At 70.1% G+C, this 20,090-nt stretch carries 14 protein-coding genes; 5 read left to right on the forward strand and 9 right to left on the reverse strand.

Translation table 11 applies throughout. From position 1 onward, the window contains the following. Positions 1–121 precede the first annotated feature (121 nt). On the reverse strand, positions 122–748 hold the full coding sequence (locus ACZ5PB_RS39815; RefSeq protein WP_468698240.1) for a hypothetical protein: 627 nt from the start codon (positions 746–748) through the stop codon (positions 122–124). 32 nt (positions 749–780) lie between these two features. Beyond that, positions 781–2,490 carry a S8 family peptidase gene (locus ACZ5PB_RS39820; protein WP_468698242.1) on the reverse strand — a complete coding sequence of 570 codons (1,710 nt, stop codon included), beginning with the start codon at positions 2,488–2,490 and terminating at the stop codon, positions 781–783. A 301-nt stretch (positions 2,491–2,791) separates the two neighbouring features. On the opposite strand from ACZ5PB_RS39820, the gene ACZ5PB_RS39825 reads away from it, so the two are divergent. Further along, the gene (locus tag ACZ5PB_RS39825; protein ID WP_468698244.1) at positions 2,792–3,766 is read left to right on the forward strand and encodes an SMP-30/gluconolactonase/LRE family protein; all 975 of its coding nucleotides are present in this window, start codon (positions 2,792–2,794) and stop codon (positions 3,764–3,766) included. A gap of 101 nt (positions 3,767–3,867) precedes the next feature. Here ACZ5PB_RS39825 and ACZ5PB_RS39830 read toward each other — a convergent pair whose 3' ends face one another. The 6 genes from ACZ5PB_RS39830 to ACZ5PB_RS39855 form a co-directional block, all read right to left on the reverse strand. After that, the gene (locus ACZ5PB_RS39830) at positions 3,868–4,935 is read right to left on the reverse strand and encodes a PAC2 family protein (RefSeq protein ID WP_468698245.1); all 1,068 of its coding nucleotides are present in this window, start codon (positions 4,933–4,935) and stop codon (positions 3,868–3,870) included. 194 nt (positions 4,936–5,129) lie between these two features. Continuing rightward, positions 5,130–5,801 (reverse strand): FadR/GntR family transcriptional regulator, encoded by a 672-nt coding sequence (locus ACZ5PB_RS39835; protein WP_468698247.1) that lies wholly within the window; start codon positions 5,799–5,801, stop codon positions 5,130–5,132. A gap of 161 nt (positions 5,802–5,962) precedes the next feature. Continuing rightward, positions 5,963–7,573 carry a glycerol-3-phosphate dehydrogenase/oxidase gene (locus ACZ5PB_RS39840; protein WP_468698248.1) on the reverse strand — a complete coding sequence of 537 codons (1,611 nt, stop codon included), beginning with the start codon at positions 7,571–7,573 and terminating at the stop codon, positions 5,963–5,965. Between the two features lie 5 nt (positions 7,574–7,578). Then, a complete protein-coding gene (gene glpK, locus ACZ5PB_RS39845; RefSeq protein WP_468698250.1) occupies positions 7,579–9,114 on the reverse strand; it encodes a glycerol kinase GlpK in 1,536 nt (511 codons plus the stop codon). 49 nt (positions 9,115–9,163) lie between these two features. Continuing rightward, entirely contained in the window at positions 9,164–9,970 is an 807-nt protein-coding gene (locus tag ACZ5PB_RS39850) for an MIP/aquaporin family protein (protein ID WP_468698251.1), read from the reverse strand. Positions 9,971–10,160: 190 nt separating this feature from the next. Next, on the reverse strand, positions 10,161–10,925 hold the full coding sequence (locus tag ACZ5PB_RS39855; protein ID WP_468698252.1) for an IclR family transcriptional regulator: 765 nt from the start codon (positions 10,923–10,925) through the stop codon (positions 10,161–10,163). 290 nt (positions 10,926–11,215) lie between these two features. Between ACZ5PB_RS39855 and metH the strand changes: the two genes are divergently transcribed. The 4 genes from metH to ACZ5PB_RS39875 all read left to right on the forward strand — a co-directional run bounded on the left by metH (position 11,216) and on the right by ACZ5PB_RS39875 (position 19,284). Further along, a complete protein-coding gene (gene metH / locus ACZ5PB_RS39860) occupies positions 11,216–14,728 on the forward strand; it encodes a methionine synthase (protein WP_468698253.1) in 3,513 nt (1,170 codons plus the stop codon). Positions 14,729–14,898: 170 nt separating this feature from the next. Further along, positions 14,899–15,600: an HAD family hydrolase gene (locus ACZ5PB_RS39865; protein WP_468698255.1), complete on the forward strand. Its 702-nt coding sequence runs from the start codon at positions 14,899–14,901 to the stop codon at positions 15,598–15,600. Between the two features lie 426 nt (positions 15,601–16,026). Next, on the forward strand, positions 16,027–17,628 hold the full coding sequence (locus ACZ5PB_RS39870) for an ABC transporter substrate-binding protein (protein ID WP_468698256.1): 1,602 nt from the start codon (positions 16,027–16,029) through the stop codon (positions 17,626–17,628). Positions 17,629–17,688: 60 nt separating this feature from the next. Further along, entirely contained in the window at positions 17,689–19,284 is a 1,596-nt protein-coding gene (locus ACZ5PB_RS39875; RefSeq protein WP_468698257.1) for an ABC transporter substrate-binding protein, read from the forward strand. Positions 19,285–19,364: 80 nt separating this feature from the next. On the opposite strand, the gene ACZ5PB_RS39880 is transcribed toward ACZ5PB_RS39875, so the two are convergent. After that, the gene (locus tag ACZ5PB_RS39880) at positions 19,365–20,036 is read right to left on the reverse strand and encodes a response regulator (protein ID WP_384358208.1); all 672 of its coding nucleotides are present in this window, start codon (positions 20,034–20,036) and stop codon (positions 19,365–19,367) included. Positions 20,037–20,090 lie beyond the last annotated feature (54 nt).

Below are 20,090 nucleotides of genomic sequence, written 5' to 3' on the forward strand. Positions count from 1 at the left end.
CCCCCCCCCCCCCCCCCCCCCCCCCCCCCCCCCCCCCTCCCCCCCCCCCCCCCCCCCCCCCCCCCCCCCCCCCCCCCCCCCCCCCCCCCCCCCCCGCCGGTCTTTGCCCGGTGCTGCTCTGCTACTTGGTGACGACGATCGCCGTGATGAAGGCCGGTGACTGGTCGTCGTAGAACCCGATCACCCGGTGTCCGAAGCCGAACGCGCGCTGGACCTCGTCGTGCACGACCTGGCTCGGGTTGACCAGCTGACGCCAGGTGTTGTCGACCAGCAGGTACAGGATCGGCGGCTGGCCGGGGAGGGGCTGCACGACGTCCCAGTACGCCGTGGCGGTGTTGCTCCTGATGGCCTGCTGCTCCATGCCCGGCCGGCCGAGCTGCTGCTGACCCTGGCCCTGGCCCTGCTGACCCTGACCCTGCTGGCTCTGGCCGAGCTGCTGGAGGAGCTGCTGGTACGGCTGCTGCTGGCCGAGCTGCTGGAGCTGCTGCTGCATCTGCGGCGGAATGTGCTGCTGGCCCTGGCCGGAACCCTGCTGGCCGAAGCCCTGCTGGCCCTGGCCCTGGCCCTGCTGTCCGAACTGGGGCGGCGGCGGGGCGGTGGAGTCCGAGCCCTGCTGGCCGAAGCCCTGCTGCCCGAAGCCCTGCTGCCCGAAGCCCTGCTGACCCTGGCCCTGCTGGCCGAAGCCCTGCTGCTGGCCGTAGGTCTGCTGCCCGTAACCCTGGCCCTGCATCTGCGGGGTGGTGCTCATGCTGTTGCCACCTTCCGGTCGTTGCGTTCCGTTCAGCCGGTGACGACGAGACCGACGATCTCCTCGTCCGAGAACCACACACGTACGTCCGGCCGGCCCCCCGCGAAGGCGGCGTGCACCGCCCGGCGGATCTCGGGGTCCGGGTCGTTCAGGTTGCGCCAAGCGCCCGCCACGAACAGCCGCAGCCGCGGCGGGAGTTCACGGGGGTACGGGAGCAGTTCGTCCCAGTACCGTTCGGCCTGCCCGGTGCCCACCGCGGAGGGCAGCAGCCGGGTGACCGCGGACTTGATGTCGGGCCGGTTGCCGATCCGCTGCGAGGCCGGCCGGCCGGGCGCGTCCTGCTGCGGGGAGCCGGTGGCGCGCAGCACCTCACGGGCCCGCTGCGCATCCATCGGTGCCAGGCCCGCCGCCTTGAGGATGCCCTGGAGGGAGGCGAGCGCGCCGGCCACGACCGGCGACGCCGACGACGTACCGGCGAAGGTGTCGGTGTACCAGGCGATCTCGTCCGCACCGCCCTGGAGGTCGCCCGGGCGGTCCCAGGAGCCGCCGGTGGTGGTGGCCTCGCGGCCCCAGCCCTGGGCGTCCACGCGGGCGCCGTAGTTGGAGAACGCCAGCCGCGAGCGGTCCGGACCGTGATCGCGGCCGTGCGTCCCGGGCGGGGGAGCGCCCGCACCCACCAGGACCGCGCCCGAGGTCCCGTGCGACGGGTTGAAGGGGTTGCGCCACTGCTCGGGGAACTCGTCGGGCCTGCGCTCGTACAGCGCGTCGTCCAGGCTCTCGCCGCCGTTCCCGGCCGGCTCGACGACGACGATGCCCCGGGACGTCGCCCAGCGGATCGCCGCCAGGTCGTCCGGCCACCACTCCAGGGCGATGTAACCGCGCTGGTCGTCGCGCTCCTCGAAGTCGAACCTCGGCCCAGGGCGGTGCAGTTCGATGAGCAGGAGGTCGCCGGGGGAGAGCCGGGCCGCGGCGTTCTGGATGGTCGCCGCCGTGCCGAGGCCGCGGAACGAGGCGGCGGCGGTGGTGGCCTGCGGCGCGATGCCGGTGATGCCGCGCTCGCCCAGGTCGCCGCCGATGATGCCGAGGACGGCGGTGCCGTGGTTGCGCCAGGCCAGGTCCTGCACCGGGGTGCCGATGACGACACCGGCCAGCTTGTCCGCCAGGTCCTCGTGCCCCAGCTGCCAGGCGCCCTCGATGTCGATGACGGTGACGCCCTCGCCGAGGCCGCCGGGACGCGCCCACGCCCAGTACGCGTCCACGCCCTCCGGGGCGGGCCGCAGATAGCCCTGCCGGCCGGTGAAGTCGGGAGTGGCGGGGGTGCCCTCCTTGAGGCGCTTGGTCTCCTGCGGGTACGCCGCCGGGACCGCGCCCGGTTTCACGTACGCCGTCTCGATGCCCGGCAGCGCCGCCAGCCGTGCGGTCAGCTCCTGTGCCCGGTCCTCGCCGCCGCGTACCCGGTAGTAGAGCGCCAGCTCCTCGTCCTCGCGGGCCGCGCCGCCGTGCCGCTCCTCGTTGCCGAACAGAGGTTCCAGGGCGAGCTGTTCGTCGCTGAGGAACATGTTCAGGGCCGACACGTCCGAGCCCGCCGCCGAGCGGACGCCCTCGGCGCCCGCCCGCAGCCGGGCCTCGCCGCTGGCCACGACGATGAGTTCGGGGTCGGCGCCCCGGTAGGTGAATCCCGCTCCGCCCGGTCCCGGGCCCGTGTTGCCGGGGCCCTCTCCGGGATGTACCTGATCGGTCATCGCTTCCACCGCTCCCCTCGGGTGCCGTGCGCTGCGTGCCTGTCCGGTCTCGACTCGGAACCTCGGTGGCCCACCCTGCTACCGCTCGGGCGATCCGTCCACCCGAAACACGCCAACTGCGTTTGAACAAAAGCGGAACGGGGAAGCCCGGCCAATTCGGCCTGAACCAGATGTCACGCACCATTCCGGCCAACGGCTGCGCGGAAAAGGGCGGATGTGCTGAGGTCTATGCGTTCATAGGTTCGGAAGAAACATTCGTCGGAAGAAAAATTCGTCGGAAGGACGTTCAGTGAGCGGATCCTTGGCACGTCGAAGGCTTCTCACCGCGAGCGCCGCACTGGGCGGCGCGGCGCTCCTGTCCCCGCTGGGGGCGATGACGGCGCACGCGGCCGGGCAAGGGGCCCGGAGCGGGGGCGACGGCGGTACCGGCCGGTGGCCCACCGCGTTCCCGCTGCCCGACGGCTTCCAGCCCGAGGGCATCGCCATCGGCCACCAGCCGTACGCCTACTTCGGCTCCCTGGCCGACGGATCGGTGTACCGGGCGAGCCTAGCCACAGGGCGGGGCGAGATCGTCGTCCGGGGCCTCGGCGGCTTCACCGTGGGCCTCAAGACCGACGACGCCGGCCGGCTCTTCCTCGCGGGCGGCGAATCCCGGCAGATCCGGGTCGCCGACCCGCGCAGCGGACGCCACCTGGCCGTCTACGACCTGCCCGCCGCGGGAATGATCAACGACGTGGTGCTGCGCCCCGGCATCGCGTGGTTCACCGACTCCTACCGGCCCACGCTCTACGGACTCCCGCTCGGACGCGGCGGGCGGCTGCCCTCGGCCCGGGACATCCTGGTGCGCCCGCTGTCCGGGGACTGGGCGCAGGGCCCCGGGTTCACCGCCAACGGCATCGAGCGGACCCCTGACGGGCGGGCCCTGATCGTGGCCAACACGGTTGTGGAGGGCGGCTCGCTGATGCGCGTCGACGCCCGCACCGGGGTGGCCCGCCGGATCGACACAGGCCCGCTGCGACTGCCCAACGCGGACGGCCTGTTGCTGCGCGGACGGATCCTGTACGTCGTCCAGCAGGCGCAGAACGCGGTCGACGTGATCCGCCTGGACGACGCCGGCACCCGGGGCCGCCCCGTCACCCGGATCACGGACCCCCGCTTCCGCATCCCCACCACGGCGGCCTCCTGGGGCAACTGCCTCTACCTGCCGAACGCCCGCTTCGACACGGAGCCGACCCCCACGACCGAGTACGACGCGGTCTCCGTACCCGTGGTCTGACCCCTGCCGACGCGGCGGGCCCGCCCCCTGTTCGTTCCGGGGGGCGGGCCCGTACGTGCGCGGTGCGGGGCGGTGCGGTGCGGGGCTGCTCCCCGCCTCGGCTACTCCCCGCCGCTCCCCGAGCCCTCGGGAGGCCCGCTCTCGCCGCCGTCGTCGGCGTCCGACGACGGTGAACCGTCCTCGGAGCCCGCCTCCGTACCGGTCCCCCTCGGCTTCTTGGGCGGCCTGGTGGAGCCGGACCGGCCGCTCGCGGTGTCGCGGAGGTAGGCGTCGCCGCCGTCCGTGGCGTGGCTGGGCGGTCCGCCCTCGCCGGGGCCGGGGCCCGCCGCCGGATCGCGCCTGCGCAAGTACCGTTCGAACTCGCGGGCGATGGCCTCGCCGGACGCCTCGGGGAGGTCCGCGGTGTCCCGCGCCTCCTCCAGCGACTGGACGTACTCCGCCACCTCGCTGTCCTCGGCGGCCAGTTGGTCGACGCCGACCTGCCAGGCCCGCGCGTCCTCCGCCAGCTCGCCGAGCGGGATGCGCAGCCCGAGGAGGTCCTCCAGCCGGTTCAGGAGGGCGAGGGTGGCCTTCGGGTTCGGGGGCTGCGAGACGTAGTGCGGCACCGCCGCCCAGAGGCTCACCGCGGGGACCCCCGCATGCGTACACGCCTCCTGGAGGATGCCGACGATGCCCGTGGGACCCTCGTACCGCGTCTCCTCCAGGTCCATCGTGCGCGCCAGGTCCGGATCGGACGTGACGCCGCTGACCGGGACCGGGCGGGTGTGCGGGGTGTCGCCGAGCAGCGCGCCCAGGACCACCACCATCTCCACGCCCAGCTCGTGCGCGAAGCCCAGGATCTCGTTGCAGAACGAACGCCATCGCATGGACGGCTCGATGCCGCGCACCAGCACCAGGTCGCGCGGCTTCTCGCCGCCGGTGCGGATCACTGAGAGCCGGGTCGTCGGCCAGGTGACCTTCCGTACGCCGTTCTCCAGGAAGACGGTGGGCCGGTTCACCTGGAAGTCGTAGTAGTCCTCGGCGTCGAGCGCCGCGAAGACCTCGCCCTTCCACTCCCGGTCCAGATGCGCGACCGCGGCCGAGGCGGCGTCACCGGCGTCGTTCCAGCCTTCGAACGCGGCCACCATGACCGGGTCGACCAGCTCGGGAACCCCGTCGAGCTCGATCACCCAGCGCCTCCTTCTTCCGACTTCATCGGGTGTTCCCCCTGTCCAGGGACACACCTTACGCATGCGGGAAGCGTGCCCTCAGGGCTCTGAATCAATCGAAATCGGCCGGATCGGAGAGATCCGATCTTCGCCCACGGATTCCCCGGATTCCCCGGATCCTCCCCGCATCCCCCGGATCTCTCCGGTACGTACCGCTACAGCGTCGACCGCAGCCACTGCTCCACACTCGCGATGTGCACCGTCGCCCAGGACCTGGCCGCCTCCGGGTCGCGGTCGCGCAGCGCCCCCAGGATCGCCCGGTGCTCGCGCAGGGTGCGGCTGAGTGCGTCCTCCTGGGTCAGCCCGCGCCAGATCCGGGCCCGGGTGGTGGGGCCGGAGAGCCCGTCGAGGAGCGAGCACAGGACGGAGTTCCCCGAGCCCTGCACGATGGAGCGGTGGAACTCCAGGTCGGCCGCGACCAGCTCCTCCACCGAGGGTGCCGTGCCCAGGTCCGTCAACTGGGTCTCCAGCGCGTCCAGTTCGTCCTCGGTCAGCCGTTCGCAGGCCATCGCCGTGGCGGCCGGCTCCAGGATCCGGCGTACCGCCAGGAACTCAAGCACTGTGTCGTCGCGGTGGAAGTCCACCACGAAGCTCATCGCCTCCAGCAGCAACTGCGGGTCCAGACTGGTGACGTACGTGCCGTCGCCCTGCCGTACGTCCAGGATCCGGATCAGCGACAGCGCCCGCACCGCTTCCCGCAGGGAGTTGCGCGACAGGCCCAGTTCGGCCGCCAGTTCGCTCTCCTTGGGCAGCCGGTCGCCCGGACGCAGCGCACCCGAGACGATCATGGCCTTGATGCGTTCGATGGCTTCGTCGGTGACGGCCATGGACGACCTCCTGCTCCCGCCCGGCACCGCCGCCAGACCTCCGACGTATCCTCGCACGCCGAAGGGCGGCCCCCAACGGGGTCCGCCCTCCGCCTCAAGGCTCTGACCAGGCCGGATCAAGTCGGATCAGGCCGGATCGCGCCGGATCACGCAGGATCGGTTCAGCTCTCGCGAGAGAGTACCCGCTCGACCTTCGCCCGCACGTCGTCCGTCGCCAGACCGCGGATCGTCAGGGTCGTCCGGCGGCGCAGCACGTCGTCCGCGGTCTCCGCCCACTCGTGGTCCCTGGCGTACACGACCTGCGCCATGATCTCCGGGGCGTCCGGGTGGATCCGCTCGGCCAGCGCCGGGTCGTCGCTCGCCAGGCGCGCGATGTCGAAGGACAGCGAGCCGTAGTGCGTGGCCAGGTGCCGTGCCGTCTCGGGGGCCATCCTCGGACCGGGCGTCCCGCCGTCCACCAGGAGCCGGTGGGCGACCGCGTTCGGGTTCGAGATGCCCGGCAGCGGCAGCTTCTTGGGCAGGTGCGAGATGGGCTCCATGTCCTCGCCCAGCGGGTGGCCGGGGAGGTCAGCCAGCTTGTTCATCACCGTACGGCCGATGTGGCGGAAAGTCGTCCACTTGCCGCCGGCCACCGACAGCATGCCGCCGCGTCCCTCGGTGACGACCGTCTCGCGCTTGGCCTTCGAGGTGTCGCCGGGACCGCCCGGCAGCACCCGCAGACCCGCGAAGGAGTACGTGATCAGGTCCCGCGACAGCTGCTGGTCGCGGATGGAGAACGCGGCCTCGTCGAGGATCTGGGCGATGTCCTTCTCGTTCACCGCGACGTCGGCCGGGTCGCCCTCGTACTCCTCGTCGGTGGTGCCCAGCAGCAGCTGGTCCTCCCACGGCAGCGCGAAGGTGATCCGGTACTTGTCGATCGGCGTGGCCAGCGCGGCCCGCCACGGCGCGGTCCGCTTCAGGACCAGGTGCGCGCCCTTGGAGAGGCGGATGGAGGGCGCCGAGTTGGGGTCCTCCAGCTTGCGCAGGTGGTCCACCCACGGGCCGGTGGCGTTCAGCACCAGACGGGCGTTCACCCCGAACTCGGTGCCGTCCATCCGGTCCTTGAGCTCCGCGCCCGTGACCCGGCCGTGCGTGAAGCGCAGCCCGGTGACCTCGGCGTGGTTGAGCACGGTGGCGCCCGCCTCGACGGCCGCGCGGACCGTCATCAGCGCCATCCGTGCGTCGTTCATCTGGTCGTCCTTGTAGACCGCGACGGCCTTGAGGCCGTCCGTCTGCAGCTCGGGGACGTCCTGAGCGGCCCGCGAGGGCGAGATGACGTGGCCGACGCCGTCGCCGAAGGCGGACAGCGCCGAGTAGGCGAAGACGCCGGCGCCCAGCTTGGCCGCGCCGTGCGGGCCGCCCTTGTAGACGGGGAGGTAGAAGGTCAGCGGATTGGCGAGGTGCGGGGCGACGTCCCGCGAGACCGCCCGCCGCTCGAAGTGGTTCTCCGCGACCAGCTTGACCGCACCGGTCTGGAGGTAGCGGAGCCCGCCGTGGAGCAGCTTCGAGGAGGCGGACGAGGTGGCGCCGGCGAAGTCACCGGCGTCCACCAGGGCCACCCGCAGTCCGGACTGCGCGGCGTGCCAGGCGGTGGAGATGCCCAGGATGCCGCCGCCGATCACCAGGAGGTCGTACGTCGCCTTGGAAAGCCGTTCCCGGGTCTCGGCGCGGCTCGCGGTCGAACCGTCGGCCGGGCGCGTCCCGGAGACCGGGGCGCTCTGCAGGGTGGTCATGTCGATTACTCCTCGCCAGTGTTTCCGTCGATCCAGCCCATGGAGCGTTCAACGGCCTTGAGCCAGTTCTTGTACTCACGGTCCCGCGTGTCCGCGTCCATGCGGGGGGTCCATTCGGCGGCCCTGCGCCAGTTGGCGCGCAGCTCGTCCGTACCGGACCAGAAGCCGACCGCGAGGCCGGCCGCGTAGGCAGCACCGAGACAGGTGGTCTCGGCGACCATCGGACGGACGACGGGGGCGTCCAGGAAGTCCGACAGCGTCTGCATCAGCAAGTTGTTGGAGGTCATGCCGCCGTCGACCTTGAGGGCCGTCAGCTCGACGCCGGAGTCCTTGGTCATGGCGTCGGTGATCTCACGGGTCTGCCAGGCCGTCGCCTCAAGGACGGCGCGGGCGATGTGCGCCCGGGTGACGTACCGGGTGAGACCGGCGATCACACCGCGGGCGTCGGAGCGCCAGTACGGGGCGAACAGGCCGGAGAACGCGGGCACGATGTACGCGCCGCCGTTGTCCTCGACACTGGAGGCCAGCGTCTCGATCTCGGCCGCGGTCTTGATCATGCCCATCTGGTCGCGCATCCACTGGACGAGCGATCCGGTGACGGCGATCGACCCCTCCAGCGCGTACACCGGCTTCTGGTCGCCGATCTGGTAGCCGACGGTGGTCAGCAGGCCGTTGTACGAGTTGACGGGCTCCTCGCCGGTGTTCATGAGCATGAACGTGCCGGTGCCGTACGTGGACTTCGCCTCGCCCTCGGAGAAGCAGGTCTGGCCGAACAAAGCCGCCTGCTGGTCACCGAGCGCGGACGCCACGGGCACGCCTGCCAGGACGCCGTCGGCGGCCGTGCCGTACACCTCGGCGGAGGACCTGATCTCCGGGAGGACGGCGGCCGGGATGTCCATGGAGTGCAGGATCTTCTCGTCCCACTCCATCTTGTGGAGGTTCATCAGGAGGGTGCGCGAGGCGTTGGTGACGTCGGTGACGTGCACGCCGCCGTCGACGCCGCCCGTGAGGTTCCAGATGACCCAGGAGTCCATGGTGCCGAAGAGGATGTCGCCGGCCTCGGCGCGCTCGCGCAGGCCCTCGACGTTGTCCAGCAGCCAGCGGATCTTGGGGCCGGCGAAGTAGCTGGCCAGCGGGAGGCCGGTCTCGCGGCGGAAGCGGTCCTGGCCGACGTTGCGGCCGAGCTCCTTGCAGAGGGCGTCGGTGCGGGTGTCCTGCCAGACGATGGCGTTGTGTACGGGCTCACCGGTCCGCTTGTCCCACATCATCGTGGTCTCGCGCTGGTTGGTGATGCCGATCGCCTTGACGTCGGCGGCGGTGATGCCCGCCTTGACGACGGCGCCCGCCACGACCTCCTGGACGTTCTCCCAGATCTCGTTCGCGTCGTGCTCGACCCAGCCCGGCTTCGGGAAGATCTGCTCGTGCTCCTTCTGGTCGACCGAGACGATCCGGCCGTCCTTGTCGAAGACGATGCAGCGGCTGGAGGTGGTGCCCTGGTCGATGGCCGCGATGAACGGGCCTGTGGTGTGTGCGTCGGTCACGGTGTGCTCCTCGAAGTCTGTGGTCGTACGGCTCTGTCGCGTGCGGTGCTCAGGCGAAGGCGAGCTGGTAGATGCCGCCCGCCAGGGCGCCGCCGATCAGCGGGCCGACGACCGGGATCCAGGCGTAGCCCCAGTCGGAGCCGCCCTTGTTGGGCAGCGGGAGCAGAGCATGCACGATGCGCGGGCCGAGGTCACGGACCGGGTTGATGGCGTACCCGGTCGGGCCACCGAGGGAGAGGCCGATGCCGACGACGACGAACGCCGTGATCATCGCGCCCATGACGCCGGGACCCTTGGGGTCGGCGGGCAGCACGCCGCCGATGGTCGACTGGGTCAGGATGGCCAGGACCAGCACCGCGGTGGCGATGATCTCGGTCGTCAGGTTCTGCACCGCGTTGCGGATCTCGGGGCCGGTGGAGAAGATGCCGAGCACCGGACCGGCCTTGGGGGCCGTCTTCTGGTCGACCATGCCGTCCTCGACGGGCTGCGCCGCGAGGATCTCCGGGTCCGTGAGGTGGGCGCGGAACTGTCCGGCGTACGACGCCCAGACCAGCAGCGCACCGATCATCGCGCCGAGGATCTGGCCCGCGAAGTAGACCGGGACGTCGCCCCAGGCGGTGCCGCCCTTGACCGCGAGGCCGACCGTGACGGCCGGGTTCAGGTGGGCGCCGGAGAGCCCGCCGGAGATGTACGCGGCGGTCAGGACGGCGAAGCCCCACCCGAAGGTGATGGCGAGCCAGCCGGCGTTGAACGCCTTCGAGCGCTTGAGGGTGACCGCCGCGCAGACGCCACCGCCCAGCAGGATGAGCACGGCGGTACCGATGGTCTCGCCGGTGAAGATGTCGAGGCTGGACACCCGCGACTCCTTTGTCCTTCGTCCAGGTTCAGACCCTCGATGAGAGCCCAGTCGGTTCCTGGCGTTGTCACACTCTAACCCGTATTGCCGGTAGGTGTTCGACAATGCCGACCGATGAACGGCAGTTTTCACCCCCGTTACCAGCGAGTCAAGGGTTTGTGATCCGGCTTTCACGCCCCGGGGGAGCGGCTCAGAACCGCCCGGCGCCCAGATCCCGCGACACCGCACGCGCGCAGTCCCGCACCGCCGCGACCAGTTCGGGCTTCAACTCCCCGTCGGGGCAGACCCGTTCGACCGCGCCCGTGACGCCGACCGCGCCCACCGGCATCCGCCGGCGGTCGTGGATGGGGGCGGAGATCGACGCCACGCCCTCCCAGGTCTCCTCCACGTCGGCGGCCCAGCCGCGGGCCCTGGTGAGATCGAGTACGCCCTCGAAGTCCGCCGGGGCGGTCAGGGTGCGCGGGGTGAACGACTCCCGCTCGCTCTCCACGGCCTCGGTGTGCGCCACCGGGTCGTACGCGGCGAGCACCTTGCCCAGTGCGGTGCTGTGCAGCGGGTGCATGGCCCCCACCTCCAGCACCTGGCGGCTGTCGTCGGGCCGGAAAACGTGGTGCACGATCAGTACGCCCTGCTGGTGCAGCACGCCCAGATAGACGCTCTCGCCGCTGGAGCGGGCCAGGTCGTCGGTCCACACCAGGGCGCGGGCCCGCAGCTCGTGCACGTCCAGATAGCTGTTGCCCAGCCGCAGCAGCTCGGCCCCCAGCTGGTAGCGGCCGGACGCCGGGTCCTGCTCCACGAAGCCCTCGTGCTGCAGGGTGCGCAGAATGCCGTGCGCGGTGCCCTTGGCCAGGCCCAGGGACGCGGCCACCTCCGACAGGCCGAGCCGCCGCTCACCGCCCGCGAGCAGTCGCAGCATGGCGGCCGCCCGTTCCAGCGACTGGATGTTGCGAGCCATCGCCCGATCACCTCCACTGGGTTAGACAAAGTTCGGGGTGCGTCCCCTCCGGCGGCAACCGGACGTTCGGCAATGCTGAACAGTATCGGCCGATGCCGACCCGTGTCACCGGAACCCTCGGCCACCGGCACCGGACATCTGTGCACCGGCCGACCGGACATCTGCGGATCATCTGTCCGCCGTGCGATACACATGCACACTCCCGGGACGGGCCCCGCTACCCTGACCGGGTGCGCGCGCCGCCGGGCACGCGCAAAGCCGACAGCCGTCGCAACCCTGGGAGCACATCCATGGCCTCGTTGCCGAACTCCACGTCCGACGCCAGGACCCGAGCCGAAGCCCTCCGCGAGGCGCTCGCCACCCGAGTAGTGGTCGCCGACGGCGCGATGGGCACGATGCTCCAGGCCCAGGACCCCACGCTCGAAGACTTCCAGGACCTCGAAGGCTGCAACGAGGTCCTCAACATCACGCGCCCGGACATCGTCCGCAACGTGCACAAGGAGTACTTCGCGGTCGGCGTCGACTGCGTCGAGACCAACACCTTCGGCGCCAACCACTCGGCCGCCAACGAGTACGACATCGCCCACCGCATCGTCGAACTCTCCGAGTCCGGCGCCCGGATCGCCCGCGAGGTCGCCGACGAGTTCACCGCCGAGGACGGCCGCCAGCGCTGGGTGCTCGGCTCCATCGGCCCCGGCACCAAGCTCCCCTCGCTCGGCCACACCGAGTACAGCATCCTGCGCGACGGATACCAGCAGAACGCCGAGGGCCTCCTCGCCGGCGGCTCCGACGCCCTGATCGTCGAGACCACCCAGGACCTGCTGCAGACCAAGTCCTCCCTCATCGGCGCCCGCAGGGCCATGGACGCCCTCGGCGTCAGCGTCCCGCTGATCTGCTCGCTGGCCTTCGAGACCACCGGCGTCATGCTGCTCGGCTCCGAGATCGGCGCGGCACTGACCGCCCTGGAACCGCTCGGCATCGACCTCATCGGCCTCAACTGCTCCACCGGCCCCGCCGAGATGAGCGAGCACCTGCGCTACCTGGCCCGCCACTCGCGCACCCCGCTGATGTGCATGCCCAACGCCGGTCTGCCCGTACTCACCAAGAACGGCGCCCACTTCCCGCTCGGCCCCGAGGGACTCGCCGACGCCCAGGAAGCGTTCGTCAACGACTACGGCCTCTCCCTCATCGGCGGCTGCTGCGGCACCACCCCCGCCCACCTGCGCGAGGTCGTCGACCGGGCACGCGGTCTGACCCCCGCCACCCGCGAGCCGCGCCCCGAGCCGGGCGCCGCCTCGCTGTACCAGACGATGCCGTTCCGCCAGGACACCTCGTACCTCGCCATCGGCGAGCGGACGAACGCCAACGGCTCGAAGAAGTTCCGCGAGGCCATGCTGGAGGCTCGCTGGGACGACTGCGTGGAGATGGCCCGCGACCAGATCCGCGAGGGCGCCCACATGCTCGACCTCTGCGTCGACTACGTGGGCCGCGACGGCGTCGCCGACATGAAGGAACTGGCCGGCCGCTTCGCCACCGCCTCCACCCTGCCCATCGTGCTCGACTCCACCGAACTCCCCGTACTCCAGGCCGGGTTGGAGAAGCTCGGCGGGCGCGCCGTCATCAACTCCGTCAACTACGAGGACGGCGACGGCCCCGAGTCCCGCTTCCAGCAGGTCACCAAGCTGGCCGCCGAGCACGGCGCCGCCCTGATCGCGCTGACCATCGACGAGGAGGGCCAGGCCCGTACCGTCGAGCACAAGGTCGCCATCGCCGAGCGCCTGATCGCCGACCTGACCGGCAACTGGGGGGTGCAGGAGTCGGACATCCTCATCGACGTCCTCACCTTCACCATCTGCACCGGCCAGGAGGAGTCCCGCAAGGACGGCATCGCCACCATCGGCGCCATCCGCGAGCTCAAGAAGCGCCACCCCGACGTCCAGACCACGCTGGGCCTCTCCAACATCTCCTTCGGCCTCAACCCGGCCGCCCGCGTCATCCTCAACTCCGTCTTCCTCGACGAGTGCGTCAAGGCCGGCCTCGACTCCGCGATCGTGCACGCTTCCAAGATCCTGCCGATCGCCCGGCTGGAGGAGGAGCAGGTCAAGGTCGCCCTCGACCTGATCCACGACCGCCGCGCCGAGGGCTACGACCCCCTCCAGAAGCTCATGGAGCTCTTCGAGGGCGTCAACATGAAGTCGATGAAGGCGGGCCGCGCCGAGGAACTCCTCGCCCTCCCGCTCGACGAGCGCCTCCAGCGCCGCATCATCGACGGCGAGAAGAACGGCCTTGAGGCCGACCTCGACGAGGCCCTGACCACCCGCCCGGCCCTCGACATCGTCAACGACACCCTCCTCGAAGGCATGAAGGTGGTCGGCGAGCTCTTCGGCTCCGGCCAGATGCAGCTGCCGTTCGTGCTCCAGTCCGCCGAGGTCATGAAGACCGCGGTGGCCCACCTGGAACCGCACATGGAGAAGAGCGATGCCGACGGCAAGGGCACCATCGTCCTCGCCACCGTCCGCGGCGACGTCCACGACATCGGCAAGAACCTCGTCGACATCATCCTGTCCAACAACGGCTACAACGTCGTCAACCTGGGCATCAAGCAGCCCGTCTCCGCGATCCTGGAAGCCGCCGAGGAGCACAAGGCCGACGTCATCGGCATGTCGGGCCTCCTCGTCAAGTCCACGGTGATCATGAAGGAGAACCTGGAGGAGCTCAACCAGCGCAAGATGGCCGCGGACTTCCCGGTCATCCTCGGCGGCGCCGCCCTGACCAGGGCGTACGTCGAGCAGGACCTGCACGAGATCTACGAGGGCGAGGTGCGCTACGCCCGCGACGCCTTCGAGGGCCTGCGCCTCATGGACGCCCTCATCGGCGTCAAGCGCGGCGTCCCCGGCGCCAAGCTCCCCGAGCTCAAGCAGCGCCGCGTACCCAAGCGGGAGAACGTCGCCGTCCTGGAGGTCGAGGAGCCCGAGGGTTCGGTGCGCTCCGACACCTCCACCGACAACCCGATCCCCACCCCGCCCTTCTGGGGCACCCGGGTGATCAAGGGCATCCCGCTCAAGGACTACGCGTCCTGGCTGGACGAGGGCGCCCTCTTCAAGGGGCAGTGGGGCCTCAAGGAAGCCCGCAAGGGCGGTCCGACGTACGAGGAGCTGGTGGAGACCGAGGGCCGCCCGCACCTGCGCGGCTGGCTCGACAAGCTGCACACCGAGGGCCTCCTGGAAGCGGCCGTCGTGCACGGCTACTTCCCCTGCGTCTCCAAGGGCGACGACCTGATCCTCCTCAACGAGGACGGCTCCGAGCGCACCCGCTTCTCCTTCCCCCGCCAGCGCCGGGGCCGCCGCCTGTGCCTCGCGGACTTCTTCCGCCCGGAGGAGTCCGGCGAGGTCGACGTGGTCGGCCTCCAGGTCGTCACCGTCGGCTCGAAGATCGGCGAGGAGACCGCCAAGCTCTTCGAGGCCAACGCCTACCGCGACTACCTCGAACTGCACGGCCTCTCCGTCCAGTTGGCCGAAGCCCTCGCCGAGTACTGGCACGCCCGGGTCCGCTCCGAGCTCGGCTTCGCCGGTGAGGACCCCTCCGACGTCGAGGACATGTTCGCCCTGAAGTACCGGGGCGCCCGCTTCTCGCTGGGCTACGGCGCCTGCCCCAACCTGGAGGACCGCGCCAAGATCGCCGAGCTGCTCCAGCCCGAGCGGATCGGCGTGCACCTCTCCGAGGAGTTCCAGCTCCACCCGGAGCAGTCCACCGACGCCATCGTCATCCACCACCCCGAGGCGAAGTACTTCAACGCGCGCTGAGGCACCACGCACGCCGAGCCACTCCTTCCACCCCCGTTCACCCGGGGCGCGGGAATATGGGAACGCGCGTTCACCGGGCCGGACGTACACTGGTCGGCCCAGTGCAGGCCGGTTGCCCTCTCCACTGGAGAGGGCAACCGGCCTTTCGTCCCCTCAGGAGGTGTGCCCGGATGACCAGCACCGTCCCCGCGCTCAGTACCCGTACGGCCGAAGACTCCGCCCTCCAGGCGGTCTTCCTCGACATGGACGGCACGCTCGTCGACACCGAGGGCTTCTGGTGGGACGCGGAGAAGGAGGCCTTCGCCGACCTCGGGCACCAACTCGACGAATCCTGGCGGGAGATCGTCGTCGGCGGGCCGATGACCCGCAGCGCCGGCTTCCTCATCGAGTCCACCGGCGCCGACATCACCGTGCCCGAGCTGACCGTCCTGCTCAACGACCGCTTCGAGGCGCGCATCGGACGCGGCGTCCCCCTGATGCCGGGCGCCCAGCGGCTGCTGGCCGAACTGCGCTCGTACGAGATCCCGACGGCCCTGGTCTCTGCCTCGCACCGGCGCATCATCGACCGGATCCTCGACTCCTTCGGGCCCGACACCTTCCACTTCACCGTCGCGGGCGACGAGGTCGCCCGCACCAAGCCGCACCCCGACCCCTATCTGCACGCGGCGGACCGGCTCGGCGCCGACCCGGTGAGATGCGCGGTGATCGAGGACACCGCGACCGGAGTGGCCTCGGCAGAGGCGGCCGGCTGCCGGGTGGTCGCCGTACCGTCCGTGGCGCCGATCGCCCCCGCCGCGGGCCGCGCGGTCGTCGGCTCGCTCGAAGAAGTCGATCTCGCATTTCTCCGGAAGCTCATCACGGGAATGCACTGATACGGACACCCTGCGTGGCTTTCCGAATGGACGGAAACACAGGGCAGCGGGTCGTGCGTATTGCGTGAGATCCCTATTGGGAATTCACTGCTCCGTAAATGTATTCCTTGAGTGAGCTTGGTCACGGGTTGACCTCCGGGTGTCTGCCCGTGACGACAAAAACCCTGGCCGACAGGGCATTTCGGGTGCCCTTGTGTCCGGATTGGTGAAGAGGTGTACGAAAAATTCCCCGGTTCGGAGAGCCGAGCGGGCCGGGGACTGCGGTCGGACACCCTCACGAATTCCCACTAATCTCAACGCGAGAACTTCGCCGGACCCCACTGCGGTTCGGTAACCGGCCCGATCTGCTCATCCCCAACTGGCGGATAACGGCGAAGTGTTCGCACAAGGCTGCAGCGCAGCGCCGGTTGAGGGAGAACGTCCAGGATGAACCGCAAGACATGGGTGCTGCCCGCAGCCGTCTGCCTGCTCGCACCGGTGCTCGCCGCATGCGGCGGCGAGGCCGACAGCGGGGACGGGGCCGGCAAGCCCATTGTCGTCGGCACCACGGACCAGTTCGTCGCGACCCAGACGGGCCCCGCCCCCTTCGACCCGGCGTACGCCTACGACGTCGGCGCCTGGAACGTCCTGCGGCAGTCCCTCCAGACCCTGCTGCGCGTCCCGCGCGGCGGCGGCGCACCGGTGCCCGAGGCCGCCGAACAGTGCGGCTTCACCGACACCGAGAACACCAGCTACCGCTGCAAGCTCCGCAGCGGCCTGAAGTTCGCCGACGGCAAGGCCCTCAACGCCGCCGACGTGAAGTTCTCCGTCGAGCGCGTCCTGAAGATCAAGGACGAGAACGGCCCCGTCGGCCTCCTCAGCGGCATCGACACCGTCGAGGCCAAGGGCGACAGCGAGGTGGTCTTCCACCTCAAGACCCCCGACGCCACCTTCCCGTACAAGCTGTCGACCCCCGCCGCCTCCATCGTGGACGACGAGACCTACGCCCCCAACAAGGTCCGCGCGGGCTTCGAGGTGAACGGCTCCGGCCCGTACACCCTCCACGTGGAGACCAGGGGCAAGACCGCCACCAAGGCCGTCTTCACCAAGAACCCGCACTACAAGGGCGACATCAAGCTCCAGAACGACAAGGTCGAGATCCGCTCCTTCGCCGACTCCGCAGCCATGGAGAAGGCCCTGCGCAGCGGTGAGATCGACATGGTCTCGCGCACCATGTCGCCCCAGCAGATCAACGACATGTCGGCCAACCGGGACCCCAACGTCAAGCTGGTCGAACTCCCCGGCCTGGAGATCCGCTACCTCGGCTTCAACACCGCCGACCCCGCCGTGAAGAACAAGGCCGTACGCCAGGCCATGGCCGCGGTCGTCGACCGCGCCAAGCTCACCAGCGAGGTCTACGGCGCCACCGCCGAACCGCTGTACTCGATCATCCCGTCGAGCATCACCGGCCACAAGAACTCCTTCTTCAACAAGTTCCCGGCACCGGACGCCGCCAAGGCCAAGAACCTGCTGCGCGGCGCCGGCATCACCACCCCGCTGAAGCTGACGCTCAACTACACGACCGACCACTACGGCGCGGTCACCAAGAAGGAGTTCGAGGCGCTCCAGAAGCAGCTGAACGACACCAAGCTCTTCGACGTCTCACTCAAGGGCACCCCCTGGAGCGAGTACTCCGGCAGCCAGAAGGCCGGCAAATACGCCGTCTACGGCATGGGCTGGTTCCCCGACTTCACCGACGGCGACAACTACGTGGCCCCGTTCCTGGACAAGGACAACTTCCTCAACAGCCCGTACGCCAACGAGAAGATCCGCGGCACCCTCATCCCGCAGTCGCGGCGCGAGGCCCAGCGCGGCGCGGCCGTCCCGGTCTTCGAGCGGATCCAGGACATCGTCGCCGACGACGTGCCGATCCTGCCGCTCTGGCAGGGCAAGCAGTACCTCGCCGCCCGCAGCGACATCACCGGCACCGAATGGGCCGTCAACTTCGCCGCCGACCTCCAGCTGTGGGAGCTCGGCCGAGGCGTCTGATCCCGCACGAACAATCCCCCCACGTACGACGTACACCCCTTCGAAAGTGTGAAACGCACGGTGCAGATACGTAAGCCATGGCTGACCGCCCCCCTCGCGGCCGGACTCTCGGCAGGTCTCCTCGTCGGTTGCGGCAGCGCGACCGGCGGCGGGGCCGAACCGACCGCCGGAACCGGCCAGCCGGTCACCATGGGCATGTCCGACGAGATCAAGGCCACCGACCCGGCCTCCGGCTACGACCCGGGCTCCTGGCTCCTGTTCAACAACGTCTTCCAGTCGCTGATGGCCTTCCCCAAGAGCGGCGCGGAACCCGAACCGGACGCCGCCGAGAGCTGCGCCTTCGACGAGGGCAGCACCGTCTACCGCTGCACCCTGCGCGCCGGCCTCACCTTCAGCAACGGCCACGCGCTCACCGCCAAGGACGTCAAGTACTCCTTCGAGCGCACCCTGAAGATCAACGACAAGGCCGGCCCGGCCGTGATGCTCTCGTCGATCAAGAGCATCGAGACCCCCGACGACCGGCACGTCGTCTTCCACCTCAAGGTCCCCGACGCGACCTTCCCCAGCAAGATCGCCTCCGGCGCAGGCTCGATCGTCGACCACAGCGTGTACCCCGCGGACAAGCTGCGCACCGACGACAAGGCCGTCGGCTCCGGCCCGTACCGGCTGGACTCCTTCGGCAAGGAGAAGGCCACCTTCGCGGTCAACGACCGCTACCGGGGCAATGCCAAGATCAAGAACACCGGCATGACCCTCCAGCTCTTCCACGGCGACCAGAAGGCACTGGGGGAGTCCCTCAAGGACGGCAGCATCGACCTCGCCTACCGCGGTCTCACCGCCCAGGACATCGCCGCCGCCGAGTCCGCCGCCCCCGGCGACGACAAGCCGGTCACCCCCGTCGAGGGCAGCAGCGCCGAGGTCCAGCACCTGGTCTTCAACACCAAGCACCCGGTCACCGGCAACGTCGGCGTCCGCCGCGCCATCGCCTACCTCGTCGACCGCGAGGCCCTCGTCCGCGAGGTCTACCGGTCCACCGCCACCCCGCTGTACTCGATCATCCCGGCGGGCATCACCGGCCACAACACCGCCTTCTACAACAAGTACGGCGGCAGCCCCCAGCCCGCGAAGGCCAAGCAGGCACTGCGCGAAGCCGGCATCAAGAACAAGGTCAAGCTCACCCTCTGGGCCACCCCCGACCGCTACGGCCCCGCCACGGTCCAGGAGTTCAAGGCCCTCGCCCAGCAGCTCAACCGCAGCGGACTCTTCGACGCCGACGTGAAGTCCGTCGACGAGAAGCAGTACGAGAAGGACATCGCCGCCGGCAAGTACGGCGTCTACGTCAAGGGCTGGATCCCCGACTACCCGGACCCCGACAACTTCACCCAGCCGTTCTTCGGCAAGGGCAACGTCCTGTCCAACGGGTACGAGAACGCCGAGATCACCAACAAGATCATCCCCGGCACGGCAGCGGTCGCCGACCGGGGCAACACCGCCGACGACTTCGGCCGCCTCCAGAACATCGTCGCCGAGGACGTCCCCGTCCTCCCGCTGTGGCAGGGCAAGCAGTACGCCGTCGCCCACAGCAACGTCGCGGGCCTGGAGTGGACCCTCGACCCCTCGACGGTCTTCCGCTTCTGGGAGATCAGCAAGAGCTGACCCACCCCGCGCACAGCACCAGGAAGGGCCCCACCGGAAACCCGGCGGGGCCCTTCCTCGTACCGAACCGTCGGGCGCACCTACTGGGCGCCAGGACGCACCAGACCGCTCTCGTACGCGTAGACGGCGGCCTGCACCCGGTCACGCAGCCCCAGCTTCGTCAGTACGTGACCCACGTGCGTCTTCACCGTGGTCTCGCTCACGAACAGGTCGGCGGCGATCTCCGCGTTCGAAAGGCCGCGCGCCACCAGCTTCAGCACCTCCACCTCACGCTCGGTCAGCGTGTGCAGAGTGTCCGGCACCTCGTCCTCACCGGACGGCAGGTGATCCGCGTACTTGTCCAGCAGCCGGCGCGTGATGCTCGGCGCGAGCATCGCCTCACCCGCCGCCACCACCCGGATCGCCTGCACCAGTTCGTGCGCGGGCGCGTCCTTCAGCAGGAACCCACTGGCCCCCGCGCGCAGCGCCTCCACCACGTACTCATCCAGATCGAACGTGGTCAGCACCAGCACCTTCGCCGGGCCGTCCCGTCCGGGACCCGTGATCTGCCGGGTCGCCTCGACACCGTCCATCCGCGGCATCCGGATGTCCATCAACACCACATCGGGCTGCAACGCCCGCACCTGATCGAGCGCCTGCAGACCGTCCCCGGCCTCGCCGACGACCGCAAGGTCCTGCTCGGCCTCCAGAATCATCCGGAACCCGGTACGCAGCAGCGGCTGGTCGTCCACCAGCAGGACGCGGATAGCCACGTGAACTCCTCTTCCCTAGACCACCCCCATTCTGCCCTGCCCACCCCCTTGGGC

The sequence above is a fragment of the Streptomyces sp. NPDC032721 genome, assembly GCF_055579625.1.